Annotated in this window: 31 protein-coding genes; all 31 read right to left on the reverse strand. The window is 33.9% G+C overall.

Features of this window, described 5'->3' with window-relative positions:
• Positions 1-7 precede the first annotated feature (7 nt).
• On the reverse strand, positions 8-319 hold the full coding sequence (locus tag H9660_RS03865) for a KOW domain-containing RNA-binding protein (RefSeq protein WP_191748760.1): 312 nt from the start codon (positions 317-319) through the stop codon (positions 8-10).
• Between the two features lie 51 nt (positions 320-370).
• Positions 371-1,120 carry a type I methionyl aminopeptidase gene (map, locus tag H9660_RS03870; protein ID WP_191748762.1) on the reverse strand — a complete coding sequence of 250 codons (750 nt, stop codon included), beginning with the start codon at positions 1,118-1,120 and terminating at the stop codon, positions 371-373.
• Positions 1,120-1,770 (reverse strand): adenylate kinase, encoded by a 651-nt coding sequence (locus H9660_RS03875; RefSeq protein WP_191748764.1) that lies wholly within the window; start codon positions 1,768-1,770, stop codon positions 1,120-1,122. The genes map and H9660_RS03875 overlap by 1 nt, the downstream gene beginning before the upstream one ends.
• A gap of 22 nt (positions 1,771-1,792) precedes the next feature.
• On the reverse strand, positions 1,793-3,067 hold the full coding sequence (secY, locus tag H9660_RS03880) for a preprotein translocase subunit SecY (protein ID WP_191748766.1): 1,275 nt from the start codon (positions 3,065-3,067) through the stop codon (positions 1,793-1,795).
• 1 nt (position 3,068) lies between these two features.
• Positions 3,069-3,509 (reverse strand): 50S ribosomal protein L15, encoded by a 441-nt coding sequence (rplO, locus tag H9660_RS03885; RefSeq protein WP_191748768.1) that lies wholly within the window; start codon positions 3,507-3,509, stop codon positions 3,069-3,071.
• A gap of 21 nt (positions 3,510-3,530) precedes the next feature.
• A complete protein-coding gene (rpmD, locus tag H9660_RS03890) occupies positions 3,531-3,710 on the reverse strand; it encodes a 50S ribosomal protein L30 (RefSeq protein ID WP_008681171.1) in 180 nt (59 codons plus the stop codon).
• Between the two features lie 11 nt (positions 3,711-3,721).
• On the reverse strand, positions 3,722-4,219 hold the full coding sequence (rpsE, locus tag H9660_RS03895) for a 30S ribosomal protein S5 (protein WP_066889860.1): 498 nt from the start codon (positions 4,217-4,219) through the stop codon (positions 3,722-3,724).
• Positions 4,220-4,238: 19 nt separating this feature from the next.
• On the reverse strand, positions 4,239-4,601 hold the full coding sequence (gene rplR, locus H9660_RS03900; RefSeq protein ID WP_191748770.1) for a 50S ribosomal protein L18: 363 nt from the start codon (positions 4,599-4,601) through the stop codon (positions 4,239-4,241).
• Between the two features lie 20 nt (positions 4,602-4,621).
• Entirely contained in the window at positions 4,622-5,164 is a 543-nt protein-coding gene (gene rplF, locus H9660_RS03905; RefSeq protein WP_191748772.1) for a 50S ribosomal protein L6, read from the reverse strand.
• 62 nt (positions 5,165-5,226) lie between these two features.
• A complete protein-coding gene (gene rpsH, locus H9660_RS03910) occupies positions 5,227-5,625 on the reverse strand; it encodes a 30S ribosomal protein S8 (RefSeq protein ID WP_191748774.1) in 399 nt (132 codons plus the stop codon).
• 31 nt (positions 5,626-5,656) lie between these two features.
• Positions 5,657-5,842, reverse strand: coding sequence for a type Z 30S ribosomal protein S14 (locus H9660_RS03915; RefSeq protein WP_008681179.1), 186 nt, complete (start codon positions 5,840-5,842; stop codon positions 5,657-5,659).
• Between the two features lie 15 nt (positions 5,843-5,857).
• Positions 5,858-6,400 carry a 50S ribosomal protein L5 gene (rplE, locus tag H9660_RS03920; RefSeq protein WP_066889853.1) on the reverse strand — a complete coding sequence of 181 codons (543 nt, stop codon included), beginning with the start codon at positions 6,398-6,400 and terminating at the stop codon, positions 5,858-5,860.
• Between the two features lie 23 nt (positions 6,401-6,423).
• Entirely contained in the window at positions 6,424-6,738 is a 315-nt protein-coding gene (gene rplX, locus H9660_RS03925) for a 50S ribosomal protein L24 (protein WP_191748776.1), read from the reverse strand.
• 17 nt (positions 6,739-6,755) lie between these two features.
• Positions 6,756-7,124, reverse strand: coding sequence for a 50S ribosomal protein L14 (rplN, locus tag H9660_RS03930; protein ID WP_008681183.1), 369 nt, complete (start codon positions 7,122-7,124; stop codon positions 6,756-6,758).
• A gap of 28 nt (positions 7,125-7,152) precedes the next feature.
• Positions 7,153-7,407, reverse strand: a complete 255-nt coding sequence (rpsQ, locus tag H9660_RS03935; protein ID WP_066889849.1) for a 30S ribosomal protein S17 — start codon at positions 7,405-7,407, stop codon at positions 7,153-7,155.
• Between the two features lie 22 nt (positions 7,408-7,429).
• Complete coding sequence (gene rpmC, locus H9660_RS03940; protein WP_008681185.1) at positions 7,430-7,642, reverse strand: 50S ribosomal protein L29; 213 nt, start codon at positions 7,640-7,642, stop codon at positions 7,430-7,432.
• Positions 7,642-8,076: a 50S ribosomal protein L16 gene (rplP, locus tag H9660_RS03945; protein WP_008681186.1), complete on the reverse strand. Its 435-nt coding sequence runs from the start codon at positions 8,074-8,076 to the stop codon at positions 7,642-7,644. The genes rpmC and rplP overlap by 1 nt, the downstream gene beginning before the upstream one ends.
• Before the next feature lie 17 nt (positions 8,077-8,093).
• Complete coding sequence (gene rpsC, locus H9660_RS03950) at positions 8,094-8,762, reverse strand: 30S ribosomal protein S3 (protein ID WP_066889847.1); 669 nt, start codon at positions 8,760-8,762, stop codon at positions 8,094-8,096.
• A gap of 19 nt (positions 8,763-8,781) precedes the next feature.
• Positions 8,782-9,117, reverse strand: coding sequence for a 50S ribosomal protein L22 (gene rplV, locus H9660_RS03955; RefSeq protein WP_008681188.1), 336 nt, complete (start codon positions 9,115-9,117; stop codon positions 8,782-8,784).
• Between the two features lie 21 nt (positions 9,118-9,138).
• The gene (rpsS, locus tag H9660_RS03960) at positions 9,139-9,423 is read right to left on the reverse strand and encodes a 30S ribosomal protein S19 (protein ID WP_136006846.1); all 285 of its coding nucleotides are present in this window, start codon (positions 9,421-9,423) and stop codon (positions 9,139-9,141) included.
• A gap of 68 nt (positions 9,424-9,491) precedes the next feature.
• Positions 9,492-10,325 carry a 50S ribosomal protein L2 gene (gene rplB / locus H9660_RS03965; protein ID WP_066889843.1) on the reverse strand — a complete coding sequence of 278 codons (834 nt, stop codon included), beginning with the start codon at positions 10,323-10,325 and terminating at the stop codon, positions 9,492-9,494.
• 64 nt (positions 10,326-10,389) lie between these two features.
• Positions 10,390-10,680 carry a 50S ribosomal protein L23 gene (gene rplW, locus H9660_RS03970; RefSeq protein ID WP_191748778.1) on the reverse strand — a complete coding sequence of 97 codons (291 nt, stop codon included), beginning with the start codon at positions 10,678-10,680 and terminating at the stop codon, positions 10,390-10,392.
• Positions 10,680-11,300 carry a 50S ribosomal protein L4 gene (gene rplD / locus H9660_RS03975; RefSeq protein WP_191748780.1) on the reverse strand — a complete coding sequence of 207 codons (621 nt, stop codon included), beginning with the start codon at positions 11,298-11,300 and terminating at the stop codon, positions 10,680-10,682. The genes rplW and rplD overlap by 1 nt, the downstream gene beginning before the upstream one ends.
• 24 nt (positions 11,301-11,324) lie before the next feature.
• The gene (gene rplC, locus H9660_RS03980; RefSeq protein ID WP_191748782.1) at positions 11,325-11,954 is read right to left on the reverse strand and encodes a 50S ribosomal protein L3; all 630 of its coding nucleotides are present in this window, start codon (positions 11,952-11,954) and stop codon (positions 11,325-11,327) included.
• A 78-nt stretch (positions 11,955-12,032) separates the two neighbouring features.
• Complete coding sequence (rpsJ, locus tag H9660_RS03985) at positions 12,033-12,341, reverse strand: 30S ribosomal protein S10 (RefSeq protein ID WP_008681195.1); 309 nt, start codon at positions 12,339-12,341, stop codon at positions 12,033-12,035.
• A 554-nt stretch (positions 12,342-12,895) separates the two neighbouring features.
• Positions 12,896-14,089 carry an elongation factor Tu gene (gene tuf, locus H9660_RS03990; RefSeq protein WP_191748784.1) on the reverse strand — a complete coding sequence of 398 codons (1,194 nt, stop codon included), beginning with the start codon at positions 14,087-14,089 and terminating at the stop codon, positions 12,896-12,898.
• A 179-nt stretch (positions 14,090-14,268) separates the two neighbouring features.
• The gene (gene fusA / locus H9660_RS03995; RefSeq protein ID WP_191748786.1) at positions 14,269-16,332 is read right to left on the reverse strand and encodes an elongation factor G; all 2,064 of its coding nucleotides are present in this window, start codon (positions 16,330-16,332) and stop codon (positions 14,269-14,271) included.
• A 75-nt stretch (positions 16,333-16,407) separates the two neighbouring features.
• The gene (gene rpsG, locus H9660_RS04000; protein WP_191748788.1) at positions 16,408-16,878 is read right to left on the reverse strand and encodes a 30S ribosomal protein S7; all 471 of its coding nucleotides are present in this window, start codon (positions 16,876-16,878) and stop codon (positions 16,408-16,410) included.
• A gap of 152 nt (positions 16,879-17,030) precedes the next feature.
• On the reverse strand, positions 17,031-17,411 hold the full coding sequence (gene rpsL / locus H9660_RS04005) for a 30S ribosomal protein S12 (RefSeq protein WP_008681201.1): 381 nt from the start codon (positions 17,409-17,411) through the stop codon (positions 17,031-17,033).
• A 315-nt stretch (positions 17,412-17,726) separates the two neighbouring features.
• On the reverse strand, positions 17,727-21,260 hold the full coding sequence (gene rpoC / locus H9660_RS04010; protein ID WP_191748790.1) for a DNA-directed RNA polymerase subunit beta': 3,534 nt from the start codon (positions 21,258-21,260) through the stop codon (positions 17,727-17,729).
• Between the two features lie 21 nt (positions 21,261-21,281).
• Entirely contained in the window at positions 21,282-24,989 is a 3,708-nt protein-coding gene (gene rpoB / locus H9660_RS04015) for a DNA-directed RNA polymerase subunit beta (RefSeq protein WP_191748792.1), read from the reverse strand.
• Between the last annotated feature and the right edge of the window lie 133 nt (positions 24,990-25,122).

Consider the following 25,122-nt stretch of genomic DNA (forward strand, 5'->3'; position numbering starts at 1 on the left):
AAGGTAATCAACCCTCCTTAACAATGCCTTTAAGTTTTAGAAATCTTTTTATTTTTAAATCAGTACCTCTATCTTTTGACATGATAGATTCTTTAATCTCATCATCTACATCATCTAAAACATTTATATGCTTTAAATTCTTCTGTTTAGGCATCTGAACTGTTTTAGTGCTCCCATTACTAAGAATTACATAACCATCACTTAAATGCCCTATTACAACATATAAATGATTTTTATCTCTTCCTTTTTTTGAAAGAACCACTTTCCCAATTAAGTCATTGTCTTGCAAACTTTTCACCTCAATGATTACCTTAGCCATAAATCTACAAGCCACCTTTTGGTATCATGCGAATTTATAACTAAGCAACACTTATTTAATCAGTGTTAATATTTCGGGTCCATCTGGTAAAATTACAATTGTGTTTTCGTAGTGTGCAGATAGACTTCCATCACTAGTTACTACAGTCCAGTTATCTTTTAATGTTTTAACTTTATAGCTGCCTACATTAACCATAGGTTCAATGGCTAAAGCCATTCCCTCTACCAATTTGGGTCCTCTTCCAGGTTGCCCATAATTCGGTACTTCTGGATCTTCGTGTACAACTCTACCTATACCGTGTCCTACGAAATCTCTTACTACAGAAAAGCCTGAAGCTTCAACGTAGCTTTGTATTCCATGTGATATATCAGTAAGTCTGTTTCCAACCTTAGCATATTCAATACCCTTAAAGAAACTTTCCTTAGTTACATTAATTAACTGTTTAGCTTCATCAGTTATATTTCCTACACCAAAGGTTCTTGCAGCATCTCCGTGAAATCCATTCATATGTACTCCACAGTCCACACTAATTATATCGCCATCTTTTAATACATAACCTCCTGGGATCCCATGAACTACTTGCTCGTTAACAGATATACATAGTGAAGCTGGAAAACCATATAGCCCTTTAAATGAAGGCTTTGCTCCATGCTTAGTTATAAATTCTTCTGCTATCCTGTCTAATTCAGCAGTAGTTATTCCTGGTCTTACTTTTTCTTCAACTAGTAGTAATGTTTCTGCTACTATTTTACCTGCTGATCTCATTCGGGCTATTTCCTTGTTGTTTTTAATGATTATCATTATTTCAACGCTCCCAAGATATTACAGATACCTTCGAATACTTCATTAATAGCTTTTGTTCCATCTACAATTGAAAGTAAGTTTCTTTCCTTATAAAAATCAATCAGTGGTTGTGTTTGTCTCTCATACACATCAAGTCTTTCAGATACAGTTTCTTCTGTATCATCTTTTCTTTGGATTATATCACTTCCACAAACATCGCATTTTCCTGCTGTTGTTGGTGGGTTAAATTTTATATGATAGCTAGCTCCACATGATGGACATACTCTTCTACCTGTCATTCTTTCCAAAATGAATTCAGTTGGTACTTCAATTAATAGAGCAGTGTCAAGAGATTCATTTCTTTCTTTAAGAAAATCTTGAAGAGCTTCTGCTTGATTAACAGTCCTCGGAAAACCATCTAATAAATATCCATTTTTACAGTCATCTTCTTGTAACCTATCTTTTACCATATTAATAGTAACTTCATCTGGTACTAACTGTCCTTTATCGATGTGCTTCTTAGCTTCTATTCCTAAAGGAGTATTTTCTGAAATATTCTTTCTAAATATATCTCCTGTTGAAATATGTGGTATCGAGTATCTATTACTAATTGATTTTGCCTGTGTTCCCTTACCTGCTCCAGGAGGACCTAATAATACTATCTTCACGGGCATCATCTCCATTATTAATCTATTTTAAGAATCCTTGATAATGTCTCATTACTAATTGTGAATCTAATTGTCTTGAAAAATCAAGTCCAACTCCAACCATAATTAATAATGATGTTCCACCAAATTGAATTCCTTGTAACTGTGTATTTGAAATTAATATTGGTAGTATTGCTAGTAAAGCAGCAAATACTCCTCCAATTAAAGATACTTTTGTAAGTACCTTTTCAAAATATTTTTCTGTTGCTTCTCCTGGTCTTACTCCCGGCACAAATCCAGCTGATTTATGTAGATTTTCTGACATTTCATCTGGCTTAAATGTGATTTGTGTATAGAACCAAGTAAAGAATATAGTTAATATTGCATAAACTACTGGATACATCCATGTTGATTCATTAAATATACTATACGGATTACTTGTTATCCATATTGCCCAGTCATAATTTGGGAAGAATTCTGCAATTGTCTTTGGAAACATCATAACTGACATAGCAAATATTATTGCTATAACAGCTGATCCTATAATACTTAAAGGAATATGAGTACTTTGACCTCTCATAACCTTTCCTCCAATAGCCTTACCAGCATATTGAACAGGTATTCTTCTCTCTGCTAATGAGAAAAATATTACTATTCCTAATAATATAATTGCAGCAGCAACAAATAATAAAATTTCTATTATAGAAATTTCACCTTTATCCTTTAATGTAAATAATGACATTAAAGTTATAGGTAACTGAGATACTATATTTATAAATATCAATATCGATATCCCATTTCCAAATCCTTTAGCTGTAATCTGATCTCCTAACCACATACAGAAAGTTGAACCTGCTACTAAAGCTATTAATACAACAATAATTTCTGTCCATGGCATTACACCTGTTGCTCCTTTAGCTGCAACCATACTATAAGTTCCAAAAGCAAGAATGAATCCTATAACAATAGATAATATTCTCGTTATCTTTTGAATTTTCTTCCTTCCATCTTCACCTTCTTTTGAAAGTTGCTCTAATGAAGGAATTGCTATAGTTAATAATTGAACTATAATAGAAGCATTAATATATGGTGTTACACTTAAAGCAAATATACTAAACTGTCTAAATGCTCCTCCTGATATAAGATCATAGAAACCAAAAATAGTTCCACTAGTTGCTAAATTCTTTAAAACATCTGTGCTAATTCCAGGAACAGGAATATGTGTTCCTATCCTGAAAATTGCAACTAAAAATATAGTCCATAAAAATCTCTTTTTTAATTCGGGAACCTTCCAGGCATTACGTAGGGTTGATAGCATACTAAATCACCTCAACTTTTCCTCCAGCTGCTTCTATCTTTTCAGCCGCTGATTTTGAGAACTTACATCCTTTAACAGTTAGGCTCTTCTCTAATGTTCCGTTTCCTAAAATCTTAACGCCATCTTTTACTTTACTTATAACTCTTCTTTCAAGTAAAACTTCTGGTGTTATTTCAGTTCCATTTTCAAATATATTTAATCTATCAACGTTAATGCTAACGTATTGTTTAGCAAATATGTTTGTGAATCCTCTCTTAGGAAGTCTTCTATATAATGGCATTTGACCACCTTCAAAACCTGGTCTTACTCCGCCACCTGATCTAGCCTTTTGGCCTTTTTCACCTTTTCCAGCATTTCTACCTAAACCTGAACCAGTACCTCTACCAACTCTTTTAGGAGCTTTTCTACTTCCAACTGCTGGTTTTAATTCATGAAGTTTCATTACTCAATGCACCTCCTCTTATTAAACTTCTTCTACTTTTAGTAGATAGTCAACTTTGTTAATCATTCCTCTGATTTGAGGAGTTTCTTCATGTTCTACTGTCTTACCAATCTTTTTTAGTCCAAGGGCATGTGCAGTAGCAATGTGGTCTTTTTTTCTTCCAATTAAACTCTTAACTAGAGTAACTTTAATCTTTGCCATTGCTTTCCCTCCTAACCTAAAATTTCTTCAACAGTTTTGCCTCTTAATTTAGCTATATCTTCAGCTGTTCTTAAGTTTGCTAAACCGTTAATTGTAGCATTTACCATGTTTTTAGGATTGTTTGAACCTAATGACTTAGCTCTAACATCCTTTAATCCTGCTAATTCTAATACAGATCTTGCTGGACCTCCAGCGATAACTCCTGTACCTTCTTTAGCTGGCATTATAAGAACTTTACCAGTTCCAAATTTTCCATATATTTCGTGAGGAACAGTAGTTCCAACTATCGCAACACTTACTAAGTGTTTCTTAGCGTCTTCTATTCCTTTTTTAATTGCTTCTGGGATTTCTATTGACTTACCCATTCCAACGCCTACGTGTCCGTTTTCGTCACCTACAACTACTAAAGCGCTGAATCTGAAGTTTCTACCACCCTTAACAACCTTAGTTACTCTGTTTATGTTAACAACCTTTTCCTTAAGGTCTAGTGTGCTAGGATCGATTCTCATGTATTTCCCTCCTTGTTTATTAGAATTTTAAGCCTGCTTCTCTTGCTGCTTCAGCTAAAGTTTGAACTCTTCCGTGATATACGTATCCACCTCTATCGAATACAACTTCTGAAATTCCTTTTTCTAAAGCTTTTTTAGCTATTAATTCACCAACTAATTTAGCTGCTTCTTTATTTCCGCCTACTTTAACATCTACTGCTTTATCTAAGCTTGAAGCTGAAACTAATGTTACTGCATTAACATCATCTATAATTTGAGCATATATATTCTTTTCACTTCTATATACTGAAAGTCTTGGTCTTTCAGGAGTACCAGAAATTTTCTTACGTACTCTTAGGTGACGTCTTTCTCTACTAGCTTTTCTGTCTACCTTCTTAAACATAAAGGTTTCACTCCTTTCTATTATTTCTTACCAGTCTTACCTTCTTTACGTCTGATTACTTCGTTATCGTACTTAATTCCTTTACCCTTGTATGGTTCAGGTTTTCTCCATGATCTGATATCAGCCGCTGCAGCTCCAACTTTTTCCTTGTCTATTCCTTTAACAACTACTTTTGTTGCAGCTGGAGTTTCGAAAGTAATACCGTCCATAGGTTCTATTTCAACTGGATGTGAATATCCTAAGTTCATTACAAGTTTCTTTCCTTGTAATTGAGCTCTGTAACCAACACCGATTAATTCTAAATTCTTTTCGAATCCTTTTTCTACTCCGATTATCATGTTGTTGATTAATGCTCTAGTTAATCCGTGAAGAGCTCTGTGCTCTTTTTGATCACTAGGTCTAGTAACAACAACTTGGTTATTTTCAACTGCTATATTCATGTCTTTGTCCATAGCTTTAACAAGTTCGCCCTTTGGACCCTTAACTGAAACAACGTTATCTGCTGAAACAGCTACAGTTACGCCTGCAGGTATAGTTATAGGTAATCTACCTACTCTTGACATAATCGCACCTCCTGTTTTACTTGTTCTTATATATGTTAATCTAGTTACTTTCTAATTTGTAATTACCAAACGTAGCAAAGTACTTCTCCGCCTAATCCAGCTTTTCTTGCTTCTCTATCAACTAATAATCCAGTTGATGTTGAGATTATAGCAATACCAAGTCCGCTTAGTACCTTTGGAATTTCATCTTTCTTGCAGTAAACTCTAAGTCCTGGTTTAGAGATTCTCTTTATACCAGTTATAACTCTTTCTTTATCTGCACCATACTTAAGAGATATTCTTAACATTGGAACAACACCATCGTTATATTCCTCTAATTCTTTTATATATCCCTCTTGTAATAATATATTTGCAATAGCCTTCTTCACGTTTGATGAAGGAACTTCTACTACTTCATGTTTAACAGCATTTGCGTTTCTTATACGAGTTAGCAAATCTGCGATAGGATCTGTCATAACCATTTAATGTGCCTCCTTTCACTATATCAGTTTTTTACCAACTTGCTTTCTTACAACCAGGGATTTGGCCCTTGTAAGCAAGTTCTCTAAAACATATACGGCATATACCAAACTTCTTTAATACTGAATGTGGTCTTCCACATATTCTGCATCTTGTATAAGCTCTTGTTTTATATTTTGGTTCTTTTTTCCATTTTTCTATAATAGCTTTACGTGCCACGGTTTCCCCTCCTTATTATTGAGCGAATGGCATTCCAAGGAATCTTAGTAATTCTCTTGCTTCTTCGTCAGTGTTAGCTGTTGTTACGAAGATGATATCCATTCCTCTCACCTTGTCTATTTTATCATACTCGATTTCTGGGAATATTAATTGCTCTTTAACTCCTAATGAGTAGTTTCCTCTACCATCAAAAGCTTTGCTTGAAACTCCTCTGAAGTCTCTAACTCTTGGAAGAGCAATTGTCATTAACTTATCAGCAAATTCGTACATCTTTGCTTTTCTTAATGTAACCTTACATCCTAAAGCCATATTTTCTCTAATCTTAAAGTTAGCAACTGATTTCTTAGCTCTTGTTAAGATTGGCTTTTGACCTGCAATTATGCTTAAATCATTAACTGCTGCTTCTAATATTTTTTGATTATCCTTAGCTTCTCCAACACCCATGTTGATAACTATCTTTTCAAGCTTTGGAACTTCCATTATATTTTTATATCCGAACTTTTCAATCATAGCTGGAATTACTTCTTTTTGATATTTTTCTTGAAGTCTTGTTGTCATAATTTAGTACCTCCTTTCAGATTTTAGAATGTTTCTCCGCACTTCTTACAAACTCTAACTTTAGTACCATCTTCTAATATTTTGTTACTAATTCTTGTAGCATTTTTGCACTTTGTGCAGTATAACATAACTTTTGAGCTGTATATAGCTCCTTCTCTTTCAACTATTCCGCCTTGCATATTAGTTCTGCTTGGCTTTTGGTGCTTTTTAACTATATTAACTCCTTGAACAATAACTTTACCTGTCTTAGGATATACTTTTAAAACTTCACCAGTTTTTCCTTTATCTTTACCAGAAACAACTACAACTGTGTCGTTTTTTCTAACATGTACCTTCAAATAAGACACCTCCTCCATTATAGAACTTCAGGTGCTAATGATAAAATCTTGTTAAATTCGTTATCTCTTAGCTCCCTAGCAACTGGTCCGAAGATACGAGTTCCTCTTGGTTGCTTATCATCCTTTATAATAACAGCTGCATTTTCATCAAATTTAATATATGAACCATCAGCTCTTCTTAATCCTCTTACTGATCTAACTATAACAGCCTTTACAACGTCTCCCTTTTTAACAACTCCGCCTGGTGTTGCACTTTTAACGCTAGCAACTATTACATCTCCAATGTTACCGAACTTTCTCTTAGATCCGCCTAAAACTCTTATGCACATGATTTCCTTTGCACCTGAGTTATCTGCTACTTTTAGTAAGGTTTGTTGTTGTATCATTGAATTACCCTCCTTTCAGACTTAAAGCCTATTTAGCTTTTTCAACTATTTCAACAAGTCTCCATCTCTTATCTTTAGATAATGGTCTAGTTTCCATAATTAAAACTCTATCATTAATTTTAGCTTCATTGTTTTCATCATGAGCCTTAAACTTAGTTGTTCTATTAACTGTCTTACCATATAATGGGTGTCTAACCTTAGTTTCAACAGCAACAACTATTGTTTTATCCATTTTATCTGAAACAACTCTACCTATTCTTTTCTTTCTTAGTCCTCTTTCCATTAAGAGTTACCTCCTTTCAGATTTACTGCTCGAAAGCCCTGATCTCTTCTTCTCTAATGATGGTTTTGATTTGGGCTATAGATTTTTTTACTTCTCTTATTCTCATAGGATTTTCTAATTGACCTGTAGCTAATTGGAATCTTAAGTTGAATAATTCAGCTTTAAGGTCATTTAATTTAACCTTTAAATCTTGAGGATTATTTGCTCTTAATTCTTTTAATTCTCTAGCCTTCATTATTCTTCACCACCCATTTCCTCAAAATCTCTTCTTGTAACGAACTTACACTTTACAGGAAGTTTGTGTGATGCAAGTCTCATTGCTTCTCTTGCAACTTCTTCATTAACTCCTGATAATTCAAATAAAACTCTACCAGGTTTAACTACTGCTACCCAGTATTCTGGTGAACCCTTACCTGAACCCATTCTTGTTTCAGCTGGCTTTTCAGTTACTGGCTTATCTGGGAAAATCTTTATCCAAAGTTTTCCTCCTCTTCTTATATATCTGTTTATAGCAATTCTGGCAGATTCAATTTGATTACTAGTTATCCAACCACATGTTGTAGCTTGAATACCAAAATCTCCGTATGCAAGGAAATTCCCTCTTGTAGCTTTTCCTTTCATTCTACCACGTTGTACCTTACGATGCTTAACTCTTTTAGGCATTAACATGACTAATTCCTCCTTTCTTATGCGTTAACTTCTTCCTTCTTTTCAACTTTTTTAGTTGGAAGAACTTCTCCATTATAAACCCAAACTTTTACGCCAATTTTTCCATATGTTGTATCAGCTTCTGCAAATCCATAATCGATGTCTGCTCTTAAAGTTTGTAGTGGAATTGTTCCTTCATGATATTGTTCTGTTCTAGCTATTTCAGCTCCGCCTAATCTACCTGAACAAGCTGTCTTAACACCTTTAGCTCCAAGTTTCATAGCTCTTTGGATGCTTTGTTTCATAGCTCTTCTGAATGATACTCTTTTTTCTAATTGAGCAGCTATATTTTCTGCCATTAATTGAGCATTTGCTTCAGCGTTCTTAACTTCAACTATGTTGATTAATAAGTTTTTGTTGTCAGCAACTTTAGCTAACTTAGCTTTTAAAGCTTCAATTCCTGCTCCACCTTTTCCAATTATAACACCTGGTTTAGCAGTATATATATTTAACTTAACTCTCTTAGCTGCTCTTTCAATTTCAATCTTTGAAATACCAGCTGAGAAAAGTTCCTTCTTTACGAATTCTCTTATTTTGTTATCTTCTATTAGATTGTCTGCAAAGTTCTTCTTTGAAGCATACCACTTAGCATCCCAATCTTTGATAACTCCTACTCTAAGTCCATGAGGATGTACTTTTTGACCCACTTGATTTCCCTCCTTCTTTCTAAGCTCTTTCTTTAACTACAAGTGTAATGTTACTTGTTCTTTTGTTAATTCTAAATGCTTTACCGTGATCCATTGGTCTGAATCTCTTAAGTGTTGGACCTGCACCAACGAACGCTTCTGCTACATATAATCTTTCTACATCCATTTCGTGATTATTTTCTGCATTAGCAACAGCTGATTTTAAAACTTTGTTTATAACAACAGCTGCATCTTTTGGAGTATATTGTAAAATAGCGAAAGCCTCTTGAATATTTTTTCCTCTTATTAAATCAAGAACTACTCCTACTTTTGTTGGAGACATTCTAACATATTTAGCTATAGCTCTAGCTTCCATTTATGTTCCTCCTTTCCGGGATTACTTTCTTTTTCTTGCTGCTTTTTCGTCATAATCGTGTCCTCTGTAAGTTCTAGTTAATGCGAACTCACCAAGCTTGTGTCCAACCATATCTTCGCTTACGAAAACTGGAACATGCTTTCTTCCATCGTGAACAGCTATTGTATGACCGATCATTTGTGGGAATATTGTAGAACTTCTTGACCAAGTTTTAACAACCTTCTTATCTCCACTAGCATTCATTTCTTCAATTTTCTTTAAAAGTCCTTCATGTACAAAAGGTCCTTTTTTTGTTGATCTACTCACTATAATTTGCCTCCCTTCATAATCTCTAGGCTGACAAGCCATGAAGAGAATTTTCATTTCTCTTCATACTACTTATCGTTTCTTCTCTTTATTATGAATTTGTCAGAATACTTCTTATTCTTTCTTGTCTTGTATCCAAGTGCTGGTTTACCCCATGGAGTAACTGGACTTGGTCTACCGATAGGTGATCTACCTTCACCACCACCGTGAGGGTGATCGCAAGGGTTCATTACAGAACCTCTAACTGTAGGTCTCCATCCCATATGTCTCTTTCTACCTGCTTTACCAATATTAATTATATCATTAGTAGTATTTGAAACAGTTCCGATTGTAGCTCTACATTCGATTCTAACATATCTCATTTCACCTGAAGGTAATCTTAGTGTAGCATAGTTACCTTCTTTAGCCATTAATTGAGCTGAAGTACCAGCTGATCTTACCATTTGGCCACCTTTACCAATTTGTAATTCAATATTGTGTACAAAAGTACCTACTGGTATATTCTTTAATGGAAGAGCGTTACCAACTTTGATATCAGCATCTGCTCCTGAAACTATAACATCTCCAACTTTTAATCCAACTGGAGCAATTATATATCTCTTTTCACCATCAGCATATACAACTAAAGCTATGTATGCTGTTCTGTTTGGATCGTATTCTATTGTTGCAACCTTTGCTGGAATACCATCCTTATTTCTTTTGAAATCAATTATTCTATATTTTCTCTTAGCTCCACCACCGTGGTGTCTAACAGTTATTTTACCTTGTGCATTTCTACCGCCAGTTTTGTTTAATGAAACAAGAAGTGATTTTTCTGGTGTACTTGTTGTAATTTCTTCAAAAGTAGCCATTGTCATTTGTCTTCTTGATGGGGTAGTTGGTCTAAACTTCTTAACTGCCATGTAAATTCCCTCCTTACTTTAAGCTTCTCTGGTATTAAAATACCAATAATACGCTTTATTCGCGTTATTGCATTCCTTCGAAGAATTCAATGCTCTTACTATCTTCTGTTAAAGTAACAACAGCTTTCTTGAAGTCTGCTCTCTTTCCTACATGTACGCCCATTCTCTTTGTTTTTCCCATAGTTCTTAAAGTTTGAACTTTTTCAACCTTAACGCCGAAGATTTCTTCTACAGCCTTCTTGATTTGAACTTTGTTTGCATTTATTTGAACTATGAAAGTGTACTTCTTTTCTGCCATAGCATTCATGCTTTTTTCAGTGATAACAGGCTTTCTTATGATATCATAGCTTGTCATTATGCGTACACCTCCTCAATTTTTGATACAGCATCCTTAGTTATGATTAATTTTTCAAATTTTAATAAATCATAAACATTGATGTTGTTAACTGGCATAATTTGTACATCAGCAATATTTCTAGCTGATTTGTAAAGTACTTCATTAGATTCTCCAGTTACTATTAAAGTTTTCTTAGCATCAAATGCTTTTAAAACTTCAACCATTTGCTTAGTCTTTGGTGCTTCTAAAGCTAATGCTTCAAGTACTACCATTTGGTTTTCTTGAACCTTAGTAGTTAAAGCAGACTTCATAGCTACTCTTCTCATGCTCTTTGGAACTGAAACTCTGTAGTCTCTTGGTTTTGGTGCAAAAACAATACCACCTTTTATCCATTGTGGTGCTCTTATAGAACCTTGTCTTGCTCTACCAGTTCCTTTTTGTCTCCAAGGCTTAATTCCGCCTCCTCTAACCTCAGCTCTTGTCTTAGCTGATTGAGTTCCTTGTCTTTTGTTTGCTAATAAAGCAACAACAACTTGATGCATAGCATCAGTGTTAACTTCAACTCCGAACACATTTTCATTTAATTGGATATCTCCAACTTGTTTTCCTTCTTGATTAAATAATCCTACTGTAGGCATCCTGTTTCCTCCTTTCTACAGAAATTAAGCTTTAACTGCGTTTCTTATTACTACTGTACCTTTGTTAGGTCCTGGGATACCACCCTTGATTAGTATTAAGTTCTTTTCAGCTATTACCTTAACTACTTCTAAGTTTAATACTGTTGTATTAACAGCTCCCATATGCCCTGGCATATTCTTGTTTTTGAAAGTTCTTGATGGATCTGATGAAGCTCCCATAGAACCTACTGCTCTGTGGAATTTAGAACCGTGACTCATTGGTCCTCTATTAGCATTCCATCTCTTGATAACCCCTTGGAATCCCTTACCTTTAGAAACTCCTGATACATCAACTTTTTCTCCAACTTCAAATAAATCAGCCTTTATTTCTTGGCCAACTTCATAAGCTGAACAATCTTCTAATCTAAATTCTTTTAATCTTCTTTTTAATGAAACTCCTGCTTTAGCATAGTGTCCCTTCTTTGGTTTGTTAACTAGTTTTTCTCTTATGTCTCCAAAACCTACTTGTATTGCTTCATAACCATCCTTTTCGATAGTTTTCTTTTGAACAACAACACATGGGCCAGCTTCTACTACTGTTACAGGAACAACTTTTCCGTTAGCATCAAAGATTTGAGTCATTCCAACTTTTCTTCCTAATATAGCTTTTTTCATGTATCTACACCTCCTAAACATATTAGCGGATTGCTTTACAATCATAATAGTTCAAACTGTTTATTTAATAAGTATTGACTATAGCTTTATTTCGATATCTACACCAGCTGGTAAGTTTAATCTCATTAACGCATCAACTGTCTTTGGTGATGGATTAACTATATCGATTAATCTTTTGTGTGTTCTGATTTCGAATTGCTCTCTTGAATCTTTGTATTTGTGAACAGCTCTTAATATAGTAACAACATCTTTTTCAGTAGGTAGTGGTACTGGACCTGCAACCTTAGCTCCTGTTGACTTTGCTGTTTCAACAATTTTTTCAGCTGATTGATCTAAAATATTGTGATCAAATGCTTTTAATCTGATTCTTATTTTTTGTTTTGACATCTTGGTTTCCCTCCTTTTCATGTACGCTTTACTTCTAACGCACAACAGCCAATGTTCTATAAACTGTTCCACGTGTTTCATACTTTAACACATAGAATTATAAAACCCCTGTCGTCGGATTCTAGATCCTAACATACTCATCAGGAATTAACCCGGAAGTCCGGCAACCTCCTGATTCATCGCTGTTTGCTATACAACTCCTATATTATACTATGATTAAATAGGCTTTTCAAGAGTTTTTTAGCGTTTTTTATTAAATTTTAAAACTATATAATATCTATAATTACTTCGGCAAATATATTTTATATTCTATCCTTTCATTTAGCAACATATTTTTTAATGTAATTTTTATCCACATATATATTCTCTTTATTATTTTTTACTATTTATAATATATTAATCATTTACATATAAATATTTTTTTCATTTTCTTTTTTGTGAGCTTCTTTATTTAAAATCTCAAAATAAAAGAGAGTAAAGGCGTCCCCTTACTCTCTGAATGTGATCACAATTTTATATTAAACTATATATATCACTAATAATCAAATTTAATATTAGTCGATTATGCTTGTAACAACTCCTGAACCTACAGTTCTTCCACCTTCTCTGATCGCGAATCTTAATCCTTCGTCCATTGCTACTCTAGTGATTAATTCAACGTTCATATCGATGTGGTCTCCTGGCATAACCATTTCCATTCCTTCTGGTAATTTGATTGATCCAGTAACGTCTGTTGTTCTGAAGTAGAATTGTGGTCTATATCCATCAAAGAATGGAGTATGTCTTCCACCTTCTTCTTTCTTAAGAACGTAAACTTGACCTACGAATTTTTGGTGTGGCTTAACTGAACCAACTTTTGATAATACTTGACCTCTTTCGATATCTGTTCTTTGAACACCTCTTAATAAAGCTCCGATATTATCTCCAGCTTGCGCTTCGTCTAGTAACTTTCTGAACATTTCTATTCCTGTTACTACTACTTTTCTGCTTTCTTCTTGTAATCCAACGATTTCTACTTCGTCTCCTACGTGAAGAACTCCTCTTTCAACTCTTCCTGTTGCAACTGTTCCTCTACCAGTGATTGTGAATACATCTTCTACTGGCATTAAGAATGGCTTATCTGTTGCTCTTTCTGGAGTTGGAATGTAGCTATCTACTGCTTCCATTAACTCAAGGATTGGAGCGATTGATTTTTCATCTGTTGGGTTTTCTAATGCTACTAAAGCTGAACCCTTAACTATTGGAATATCATCACCTGGGAAGTTGTATTCTGATAATAATTCTCTAACTTCCATTTCTACTAATTCTAATAATTCTTCATCATCTACCATATCTGCTTTGTTTAAGAATACTACTATGTAGTCAACTCCAACTCTTGATGCTAGTAGGATGTGCTCTCTTGTTTGAGGCATTGGACCATCTGCTGCTGAAACAACTAGTATTGCTCCATCCATTTGTGCTGCTCCTGTGATCATGTTCTTAACGTAGTCAGCATGTCCTGGACAGTCAACGTGTGCATAGTGTCTGTTTTCTGTTTCGTATTCAACGTGTGATGTATTGATTGTGATTCCTCTTTCTTTTTCTTCTGGAGCCTTATCAATTTCATCATATTTGAATGATTCTGCTAATCCTCTGTTTGCTAAAACTGTTGTGATTGCAGCTGTTAATGTTGTCTTACCGTGGTCTACGTGACCAATTGTTCCAATGTTTACGTGTGGTTTACTTCTTTCGAATTTTTGCTTTGCCATTGTAAAATCCTCCTTTATGGAAATTAAATAATATGAACCTTCTTAGTTATTATATCTAATTTAGTTCTAATTTTCTATACTTATATCAATTTTAGTATTAATATACTAATTTTATATTTAGTAATGTTACTCATAATTACATTATAAGCAACATTACTTATTTTTATAACTAAAGTGAATTAGTTTCTTTCACTTTTTATCTTTTCTTGAATGCTCTTTGGCACTTCTTCAAAGTGGTCAAATACCATTGAATAAGTTCCTCTACCTTGAGTTCTTGATCTTAAAGTAGTAGCATAACCAAACATTTCTGAAAGTGGAACGAATGCTCTTATTATTTGAGCTCCGTTTATAGCTTCCATACCTTCAATTCTTCCTCTTCTTGAGTTAAGATCTCCCATTACATCTCCCATGTATTCTTCTGGAACTGTAACTTCAACCTTTTCTACAGGCTCAAGTAATACTGGATCTGCTTTTGCCATAGCATTTTTAAATGCCATAGATCCTGCAATCTTAAATGCCATTTCAGATGAGTCAACTTCGTGGTATGATCCATGAACTAATTTAACTTTGAAGTTAATAGTTTCATATCCTGCTATAACCCCATTCTTAGCTGCTTCTTGAATACCATTATCTATAGCTGGTATATATTCCTTAGGAATAGCTCCACCAACGATAGCATTTTCAAATGTATATTCTCCTTCAGTTGGTTCCATTTCAATAACAGCATGACCGTATTGTCCTTTACCACCTGATTGTTTAGCATATTTCGCTTCAGCCTTAACAGCTTTTCTAATTGTTTCTTTATAAGCAACTTGAGGAGCACCAACATTACATTCAACTTTGAACTCTCTAGTTAATCTATCAACTATGATTTCTAAGTGAAGTTCTCCCATACCAGCTATGATTGTTTGACCAGTTTCTTGATCTGTATGAGTTCTGAACGTTGGATCTTCTTCAGCTAATTTAGCTAACGCTAATCCCATCTTTTCTTGACCAGCTTTTGTCTTTGGCTCTATAGCTACAGATATAACTGGTTCTGGGAATTCCATTGATTCTAATATGATTGGATTATTTTCTGCACAAAGAGTATCCCCTGTAGTAGTATTCTTTAATCCAATTATAGCTCCTAATTCACCTGCTTCTAATGATTCAACCTCTTCTCTGTGGTTAGCATGCATCTTAACAAGTCTTCCTATTCTTTCCTTCTTACCTTTAGTAGAGTTTAATACATATGTTCCACTTTGCATAGTACCTGAATAAACTCTTGTAAACGCAAGTTTTCCTACGAATGGGTCAGTAGCTATTTTAAATGCTAAAGCTGACATTGGAGCATCATCTGAAGCTTCTCTTGTATCTTCTTCACCTTCTAAAGTTGTTCCTTTAACAGCTGGAATATCTAATGGTGATGGTAAGAAAGCAACAACTCCATCAATCATTTGTTGAACACCTTTATTCTTGTATGATGATCCACAAATACATGGAACTACTTCATTAGCTATAGTAGCTTTTCTTAAAGCTGTCATAATTTCTTCTTCTGTTAATTCTTCACCTTCAAGATACTTTTCCATTAAAGCTTCATCTGTTTCAGCTATAGCTTCAATCATAGCCATTCTATATTCTTCAGCTTGATCAGCTAAATCTGCTGGAATTTCTTCATATCTAACATCTTTTCCAAGATCATCGTAGAATAAAATAGCTTTATTAGTTATTAAATCTACCATTCCCTTGAATTGATCTTCTGCTCCAATTGGAATTTGTATTGGAACAGCATTAGCTTTTAATCTATCTCTTACAGTGTTGATACATCTAAAGAAGTCTGCACCTGTAGCATCCATCTTATTTACATATATCATTCTTGGTACACCGTATTTATCTGCCTGTCTCCATACAGTTTCAGTTTGTGGTTCAACACCACTCTTTGCATCTAGAACTGTAACAGCTCCATCAAGTACTCTTAGAGATCTTTCAACTTCTACTGTGAAGTCTACGTGACCTGGAGTATCTATTATATTTAATTCATGGTCTTTCCAGAAACACATTGTTGCAGCAGAAGTAATTGTTATACCTCTTTCTTTTTCTTGTTCCATCCAGTCCATTTGTGAAGCACCTTCGTGAGTTTCACCTATTTTATGAGTTCTACCTGCATAAAATAATATACGCTCAGTAGTTGTTGTTTTACCAGCATCTATATGAGCCATTATTCCAAAGTTACGGAATTTTTCTAACGGATAATTTCTTGCCATCTGTATTTCCTCCTCTCAACGAGTAATTTTAAATTCGACAAAACTGTTTTGGCAATATCCAAAACAGTTTGTTTATTAGTATCTGTAATGAGCAAATGCTTTGTTTGCTTCAGCCATCTTGTGAGTATCTTCTCTCTTCTTAACAGCTGCTCCAGTATTGTTAGCTGCATCCATTAATTCTCCAGCTAATCTTTGAGCCATTACCTTTTCGCCTCTTTTTCTAGAAGCATCTAAGATCCATCTTAATCCTAAAGTCTGTCTTCTTTCAGGTCTAACTTCGATTGGAACTTGGTAGTTAGCACCACCTATTCTTCTAGCTTTAACTTCTAATAAAGGCATTACATTATTCATTGCTTCTTCAAATACTTCTAAAGCATCTTTGCCTGTTTTTTGCGCCACTATTTCAAACGCTTCGTAGCATATTTTTTGTGCTACTCCTTTTTTACCATCTTCCATAACGTTATTTACTAACTTAGTAACAACTTTTGAATTGTATATTGGATCTGGTAATACATCTCTTTTTGCGATATGTCCTTTTCTTGGCACTTTTCTTCCCTCCTTAACATAATAAATTTAAGTTCATTGGTACTCTGCAATAAATATTGCCGTAAAGTGCTTCGCCCCTTCATCTATATAAACTTAATTTATAAATCTATGTAAATGCTGAAGATAAGCACTACTGTAGCTTATAATTTAAACTACTTCTTTGCTTTCGGCTTCTTAGCACCGTACTTTGATCTTCCTTGCATTCTGTTAGCTACTCCAGCACAGTCAAGTGCTCCTCTTACGATATGGTATCTAACACCAGGAAGGTCCTTAACTCTACCACCTCTTATAAGAACAACACTATGTTCTTGTAAGTTGTGTCCTACACCACCAATGTATGCAGTTACTTCGAATCCATTTGTAAGTCTTACTCTCGCGATTTTTCTTAACGCTGAGTTAGGCTTCTTAGGAGTTGTTGTTTTAACAACTGTACAAACCCCTCTTCTTTGTGGACACTCATTAAGTGCTGGTGCTGTTGACTTGTTGATAACAGTTTTTCTGCCTTTTCTTACTAATTGGCTAATAGTTGGCATTTTTTCACCTCCTGAAATTTTTCTATCTATCTAATATTAAGATAAAAGCTAAGTTAATATTGATTTAAATGTAATTACATTGTAATTTATCATTTATAATCTCTATTTCATTCAATTTTTTTACATTTAAATGTATTATTAGTTATAATCTATTGACAAATAAGTATATACCTACTTCTATAAAATTCATAGAGGCACAGTATATAACTTTGCCTCCATGAAATCCATGCAGACAATTATATTGTAGTGTATCTCAAAATCACACAATTGGTATTTTATCATTTAAGCATACACATGTCAATAAAATTGCATATATTATTCAATTGATTCTAATACTTCATCTTCAACTGGAATATCCTCTACATCTAGCTTTACATTTCTATATCTCATCATTCCAGTACCTGCTGGTATTAACTTACCAATAATAACATTTTCTTTTAATCCAAGTAATGGATCTATTTTTCCTTTGATTGCTGCTTCAGTAAGAACTCTTGTAGTTTCTTGGAATGATGCTGCTGATAAGAAACTATCAGTTGCTAAAGCTGCTTTAGTTATACCAAGTAAAGCTTGCTCTCCCTTCGCTTCTTCTCCACCAAATTCTCTTACTCTAGCATTTTCTTCTTCAAAGTCAAACATATCTATCATAGTTCCTGGTAATAACTCTGTATCCCCTGAATCTAATACTTTAACTTTTCTAGTCATTTGTCTAACAACTACCTCTAAGTGTTTATCATTAATATCAACACCTTGTAGTCTATAAACTTTTTGAACTTCTGATAATAAGTATTTTCTCGCTCCATCTATACCTTTTATAGCCGCTATATCATGAGGATTTACTGATCCTTCAGTAATTTCATCCCCTGCTTCTATAACTTCATCATCAGATACTTTTAATCTTGATCCGAAAGGTATTTCATAGCTACGCTCTTCCCCATCCTCAGAAGTTACAAATACAGTTCTCTTCTTCTTAGTTTCTTCAACTCTAACTGTACCTGAAATTTCACTTACTATTGCTAAACCTTTTGGTTTTCTAGCTTCAAATAACTCTTCTACTCTTGGAAGACCTTGAGTTATATCAGCTCCAACAACTCCACCTGTATGGAATGTTCTCATTGTAAGCTGAGTACCAGGTTCTCCTATAGATTGAGCTGCTATGATACCAACAGCTTCACCAATATTTATTTTTTGTGCAGTTGCCATGTTCATACCATAACATTTTGAACATACACCAATCTTACATTTACATGTAAATACTGATCTTATTTTAACTTTCTTTATTCCAGTTGCTGCAACTCTTTCTGCAGTTTCTAAATCCATATATTCATCTGCTTCTACCATAATTTCTCCTGTTTCCGGATGAACTATAGCTTCAGCAGTATATCTACCATGTAATCTTTCAGCTAATCCTTCGATTGCTTCATTACCTTCCTTAATTTCTGAAACATATATACCTTCTGTTGTTCCACAGTCAACTTCTCTTACTATTACATCTTGAGATACATCAACAAGTCTTCTTGTTAAATATCCAGAGTCAGCTGTCTTAAGAGCTGTATCGGCATTACCCTTTCTAGCTCCATGTGTAGAAATAAAGTACTCTAAAACTTCTAGACCTTCTCTAAATGAAGCTCTAATTGGTAATTCTATAATCTTACCAGTAGGACTCGCCATAAGTCCTCTCATACCAGCTAATTGCTTAATTTGAGACTTAGAACCTCTGGCTCCTGAATCTGCCATCATAAATATTGGATTAAACTTATCCATACTATCCATAAGTGCATCTGCAACATCTTCTGTAGTCTTAGTCCATTTTTCTATAACTCTTTCATATCTTTCTTCTTCAGAAATAAATCCTCTTTTATACATCTTCTCAATTTTATCAACTGTTTCATCAGCTTCCTTAAGAAGTCTATATTTAGCTTCTGGTACTATCATATCAGATGCTGCAACTGTTATTGCTCCGATTGATGAATAGTGATATCCTAAAGCTTTAATCTTATCTAGCATTATAGACGTATTAGTTGGACCATGAACTGCATAACATTTATCTATTAATTTTCCTAAAGATTTTTTAGTTATTAGGAAATCAACTTCTAAATTAAACTCTTCATCTTTATTATTTCTATCAACGAATCCTAAATCTTGAGGAATTGACTCATTAAATATTAATTTACCAACTGTTGTAGTAATAATACCTGATCTTACTTCTCCGTTCACTTCTCTAAATAATCTTACTTTTATTTGAGCATGAACTGCTATTTCTCCTACTTCGTAAGCCATAATTGCTTCATTTTTTGAAGCAAATACTTTTCCTTCGCCTTTAGCGCCTTCTTTACTCATAGTTAAATAATAAGAACCTAAAACCATATCTTGTGTAGGAACACAAACTGGTTTACCATCTGAAGGCTTCATTATGTTTCCTGCTGCTAACATTAAGAATCTAGCTTCTGCTTGTGCTTCAACTGATAACGGAACGTGAACAGCCATTTGGTCACCATCAAAGTCAGCATTATACGCTGTACATACTAATGGATGTAGTTTAATAGCTCTACCTTCTACTAAAACTGGTTGGAAAGCCTGAATTCCTAATCTATGTAGAGTAGGAGCACGGTTTAACAATACTGGATGATCAGTTATAACTTCTTCAAGCACATCCCATACTTGATTATTTACTCTTTCAACCATTCTTTTAGCACTCTTAATGTTATGAGCTACACCATCTTCTACTAACTTTTTCATAACAAATGGTTTAAATAATTCTAAAGCCATTTCTTTAGGAAGTCCACATTGGTACATTTTTAATTCTGGACCAACAACGATAACCGATCTACCAGAATAGTCAACTCTCTTACCAAGTAAGTTTTGTCTAAATCTACCTTGCTTACCTTTTAACATATCTGATAATGATTTAAGCGGTCTATTTCCTGGTCCTGTTACAGGTCTACCTCTTCTACCATTATCTATAAGTGCATCCACTGCTTCTTGAAGCATTCTTTTTTCATTTCTAACAATAATGTCAGGAGCACCTAAGTCTAATAATTTCTTTAATCTGTTATTTCTATTAATAACTCTTCTGTATAAATCATTTAAATCTGAAGTTGCAAATCTTCCACCATCTAATTGAACCATTGGTCTTAAATCTGGAGGAATAACAGGAATAACATTTATAACCATCCATCTTGGATCGTTCCCTGATTTTCTAAAAGATTCTACTACTTCTAATCTTCTTATTATTCTAACTTTCTTTTGTCCTGTACTTACTTTTAACTCTTCTTTAAGATCTCTTGCTTGAGCTTCTAAATCAATCTCACCAAGTAAATCTTGAACTGCTTCAGCTCCCATTCCAGCTATAAAGCTTTCATCACCATATTTATCAACAGCTTCTCTATATTCCTTTTCATTAAGAAGTTGCTTCTTCAATAATGGTGTCTCTTTAGGATCTATTACTACATATGAAGCAAAGTATAATATCTTTTCTAAAGCTCTTGGTGACATATCTAAAAGCAATCCCATTCTTGATGGAATGCCTTTGAAATACCAAATGTGAGAAACTGGGGCAGCCAGTTCAATATGCCCCATTCTTTCTCTTCTTACCTTAGCCTTAGTAACCTCAACTCCACATCTATCACAAACTATTCCCTTATATCTCACTCTCTTATATTTACCGCAGTGACATTCCCAATCTTTTATAGGTCCAAATATTCTTTCACAGAATAAACCATCTCTTTCTGGTTTAAGGGTTCTATAGTTTATTGTTTCAGGTTTTTTAACTTCGCCTCTTGACCATTCTCTTATTTGATCTGGTGAAGCTAACCCTATTTGTATAGCATCAAAATTATTTAATTCAAACAAGGGTATATCCTCCCTTCAAAATTAGTGTTCATCATTTACAAAATCATCTAGTTCTAAGTCTTCTTCATGAAAGCCTTCTAATGCAAAGTTATCAAACTCAACATCTTCTTCAACTTCATCTTCTGGCATTGTATAACTATCATCTATATTAACATCTTCTACAACAACATCTTCTGTTCCTTCAATGTTAACTTCTAGATCTTCCATATCTTCTTCAGCAAACTCTTTAAGTCTAACTTCTTGATTGTCTTCATTTAAAACTTTAACATCTAAGCATAAAGCTTGAAGTTCTTTAATAAGAACCTTAAAGGATTCCGGGATTCCAGGTTCTGGAATGTTTTCTCCTTTAACTATAGCTTCATATGTTTTAACTCTACCTACAACATCATCTGATTTAACAGTTAATATTTCTTGTAATGTATGTGCAGCACCATATGCTTCTAATGCCCAAACTTCCATTTCTCCGAATCTTTGACCACCAAATTGTGCCTTACCACCAAGTGGTTGTTGAGTTACTAATGAGTATGGTCCTGTTGATCTAGCATGAATTTTATCATCAACTAAGTGAGCTAGTTTTAATATATACATTATACCAACAGTAACTTCATTATCAAATGGTTCCCCTGTTCTACCATCATATAGTACAGTTTTACCATTTGCATTATAACCTGCTTTTTCTAAGCAAGCTTCTATATCTTCTTCTGTTGCACCATCAAATACAGGCGTAGCTATATGCCATCCTAATTGACTTGCAGCCCATCCTAAATGAACTTCTAATACCTGACCGATATTCATACGTGATGGAACCCCTAATGGATTTAAGCATATTTGTAATGGTCTTCCATCTGGTAAGAACGGCATATCTTCTTCTGGAAGAACTCTTGATATAACCCCTTTGTTACCATGACGTCCAGCCATCTTATCTCCAACAGATATCTTTCTCTTTTGAGCTATATAACATCTTACTAATTCATTTACTCCTGGGTTTAATTCATCCCCATTTTCTCTAGTAAACACCTTAACATCAACAATTATACCTGCTTCTCCATGAGGAACTCTTAAAGAAGTATCTCTTACTTCTCTAGCTTTTTCACCAAATATTGCTCTTAGAAGTCTTTCTTCTGCTGTTAGTTCTGTTTCTCCCTTAGGTGTAACTTTACCTACAAGTATATCTCCAGATCTAACTTCTGCACCTATTCTAATAATACCTCTATCATCTATATCTTTTAATGAATCTTCACTTACGTTCGGAATATCTCTAGTTATTTCTTCAGGTCCTAATTTAGTATCTCTAGCTTCACATTCATACTCTTCAATATGTATAGATGTGAATACATCTTCTCTAACTAATTCTTCAGAAATAAGCATAGCATCTTCGTAGTTATATCCTTCCCACGTAATGAATCCCATTCTTATATTCTTACCTAATGCAATTTCACCTAAATCCGTTGATGGACCATCAGCTAGCACTTGGTTCTTAAATACTATTTCACCTTTATCTACTAAAGGTCTTTGGTTTATACACATACCTTGGTTACTTCTTTTAAATTTAAGAAGTTTATAAGTATCTATTCCGCCATCTACGTCTCTCTTAATTCTTATTTCATTAGAGCTTACATAAACAACTTTACCTGCATTTTTAGCTTTAGGAAGCACACCTGAATCTACTGCTGCTTTAAATTCTATACCAGTACCAACTATTGGTGCTTGTGGCTTTAATAGTGGAACTGCTTGACGTTGCATGTTTGATCCCATCAGTGCTCTTGATGCATCATCATTTTCAAGGAATGGTATCATAGCTGTAGCTACAGATACTATTTGTCTTGGTGATACATCTATTAAGTCTACTTCTTCAGCATTAACTACTAAGATATCATGCTTGCTTCTAACAGTAACTCTACTGTCAACAAATTTCCTATCTTCACCGATAGGTTCTTTAGCTTGTGCTACAAGATATAAATCTTCTTCGTCTGCTGTAAAGTATCTTATTTCATCAGTTACTATTCCTTTTTCCTTATCAACAACTCTATATGGAGTTTCTATAAATCCATATTCATTAACTTTAGCATAAGTAGCTAATGAGTTAATAAGTCCTATATTTGGTCCTTCTGGAGTTTCTATAGGACACATTCTACCATAATGTGAGTGGTGAACGTCTCTTACTTCGAAGCCAGCTCTTTCTCTTGAAAGACCTCCTGGTCCTAAAGCAGATAATCTTCTCTTATGTGTTAATTCAGATAATGGATTTATCTGATCCATAAATTGTGATAATTGTGAACTACCGAAGAATTCTTTTATTGCAGCTGCAACTGGTCTAATGTTAATTAACATTTGAGGAGTTATAGCTTCTTGGTCTTGAATAGTCATTCTTTCCTTAACTACTCTTTCCATTCTTGATAAACCAATTCTAAATTGATTTTGTAATAGCTCACCTACTGATCTTATTCTTCTATTTCCTAAATGATCTATATCATCAACATATCCTAGGTCATAAGGTAATCCTAATTCATAGCTTATAGTTGCAAATATATCATCTTTTATTATATGTTTAGGAATAAGTCTATTTATATTCTTTTTAATTTCTTCCTTTATGCTTTCTTCATCATCATAGTTATCTAAAATTTCTTTTAAAGTTGGATAATGAACATTTTCCTTGATATTTAAGTCTTCTATATCAAACGATACAAACTTATTTATATCAACAAAATGGTTACCAATTACTCTAATTATTCTATCCTCAACTAAAATATCAACTGAGTTAATACCTACGTTTTGAATTTCTTCAGCAACTTTTCTACTAATTTTCTTTCCTTGCTCTACCATAATTTCTCCTGTTTGAGGATTAACTATATCTGTAGCAGCAATTTGATTTACTAATCTTAAGTTTAATGCTAATTTCTTATTAAACTTATATCTTCCAACTCTAGATAAATCATATCTCTTAGCGTCAAAGAATAATGAGTCTATAAGAGATATTGCACTATCAACTGTAGGAGGTTCGCCCGGTCTTAATCTTTTATAGATTTCTAACAAAGCTTCTTCCTTTGTTTTAGTATTATCTTTCTCTATTGTCGCTTTAAATCTTTCATCTTCTCCAAAATACTCTAGAAGTTCTGCGTCACTTCCAAATCCCATAGCTCTAGCTAATATTGAAATAGGAAGTTTTCTTGTTTTATCTATTCTTACATAGATAATATCATTAGAATCCGTTTCGTATTCTAACCACGCTCCCCTATTTGGAATAACTGTAGATGAATATAGTTTTTTACCAGTTTTATCTACGTTAAAACTGTAATAAACTCCTGGTGACCTTACTAATTGACTTACAATAACTCTTTCAGCACCATTTATGATGAAAGTTCCTTGTTCAGTCATTAATGGAAAGTCGCCCATAAATACTTCTTGTTCTTTAATTTCTCCGGTTTCATTATTTTGTAATCTTACAGAAACCTTTAGTGGTGCAGCATAAGTAGAATCTCTTTCTTTACACTCCTCCACTGAATACTTAATATTATCCATATCAAGCTTATAATCAACAAATTCTAAAACAAGATTTCCAGTAAAGTTTGTTATCGGATTAATATCCTCAAATACTTCATGAAGCCCTTCCTTTAAAAACCACTGATATGAATCTAATTGTACCTCAATAAGATTTGGCATTTCTGTTACATCTTTAACTTTACCAAAACTCATTCTAGTTCTTTTTCCGACTTGGACAGGATGTACCATGAATTTTCACCCCTTGTATAAAACTAAAATAACCAAAAACACACTTTCCCTAAGGACTTTGTGTTTTCGGACAACATTACTAATTAGTATAACCATCTTTTATACGATTATACATTTTTTTCATATGAATATA

This window comes from Clostridium gallinarum, from assembly GCF_014836325.1.
Taxonomy (GTDB): domain Bacteria; phylum Bacillota; class Clostridia; order Clostridiales; family Clostridiaceae; genus Clostridium; species Clostridium gallinarum.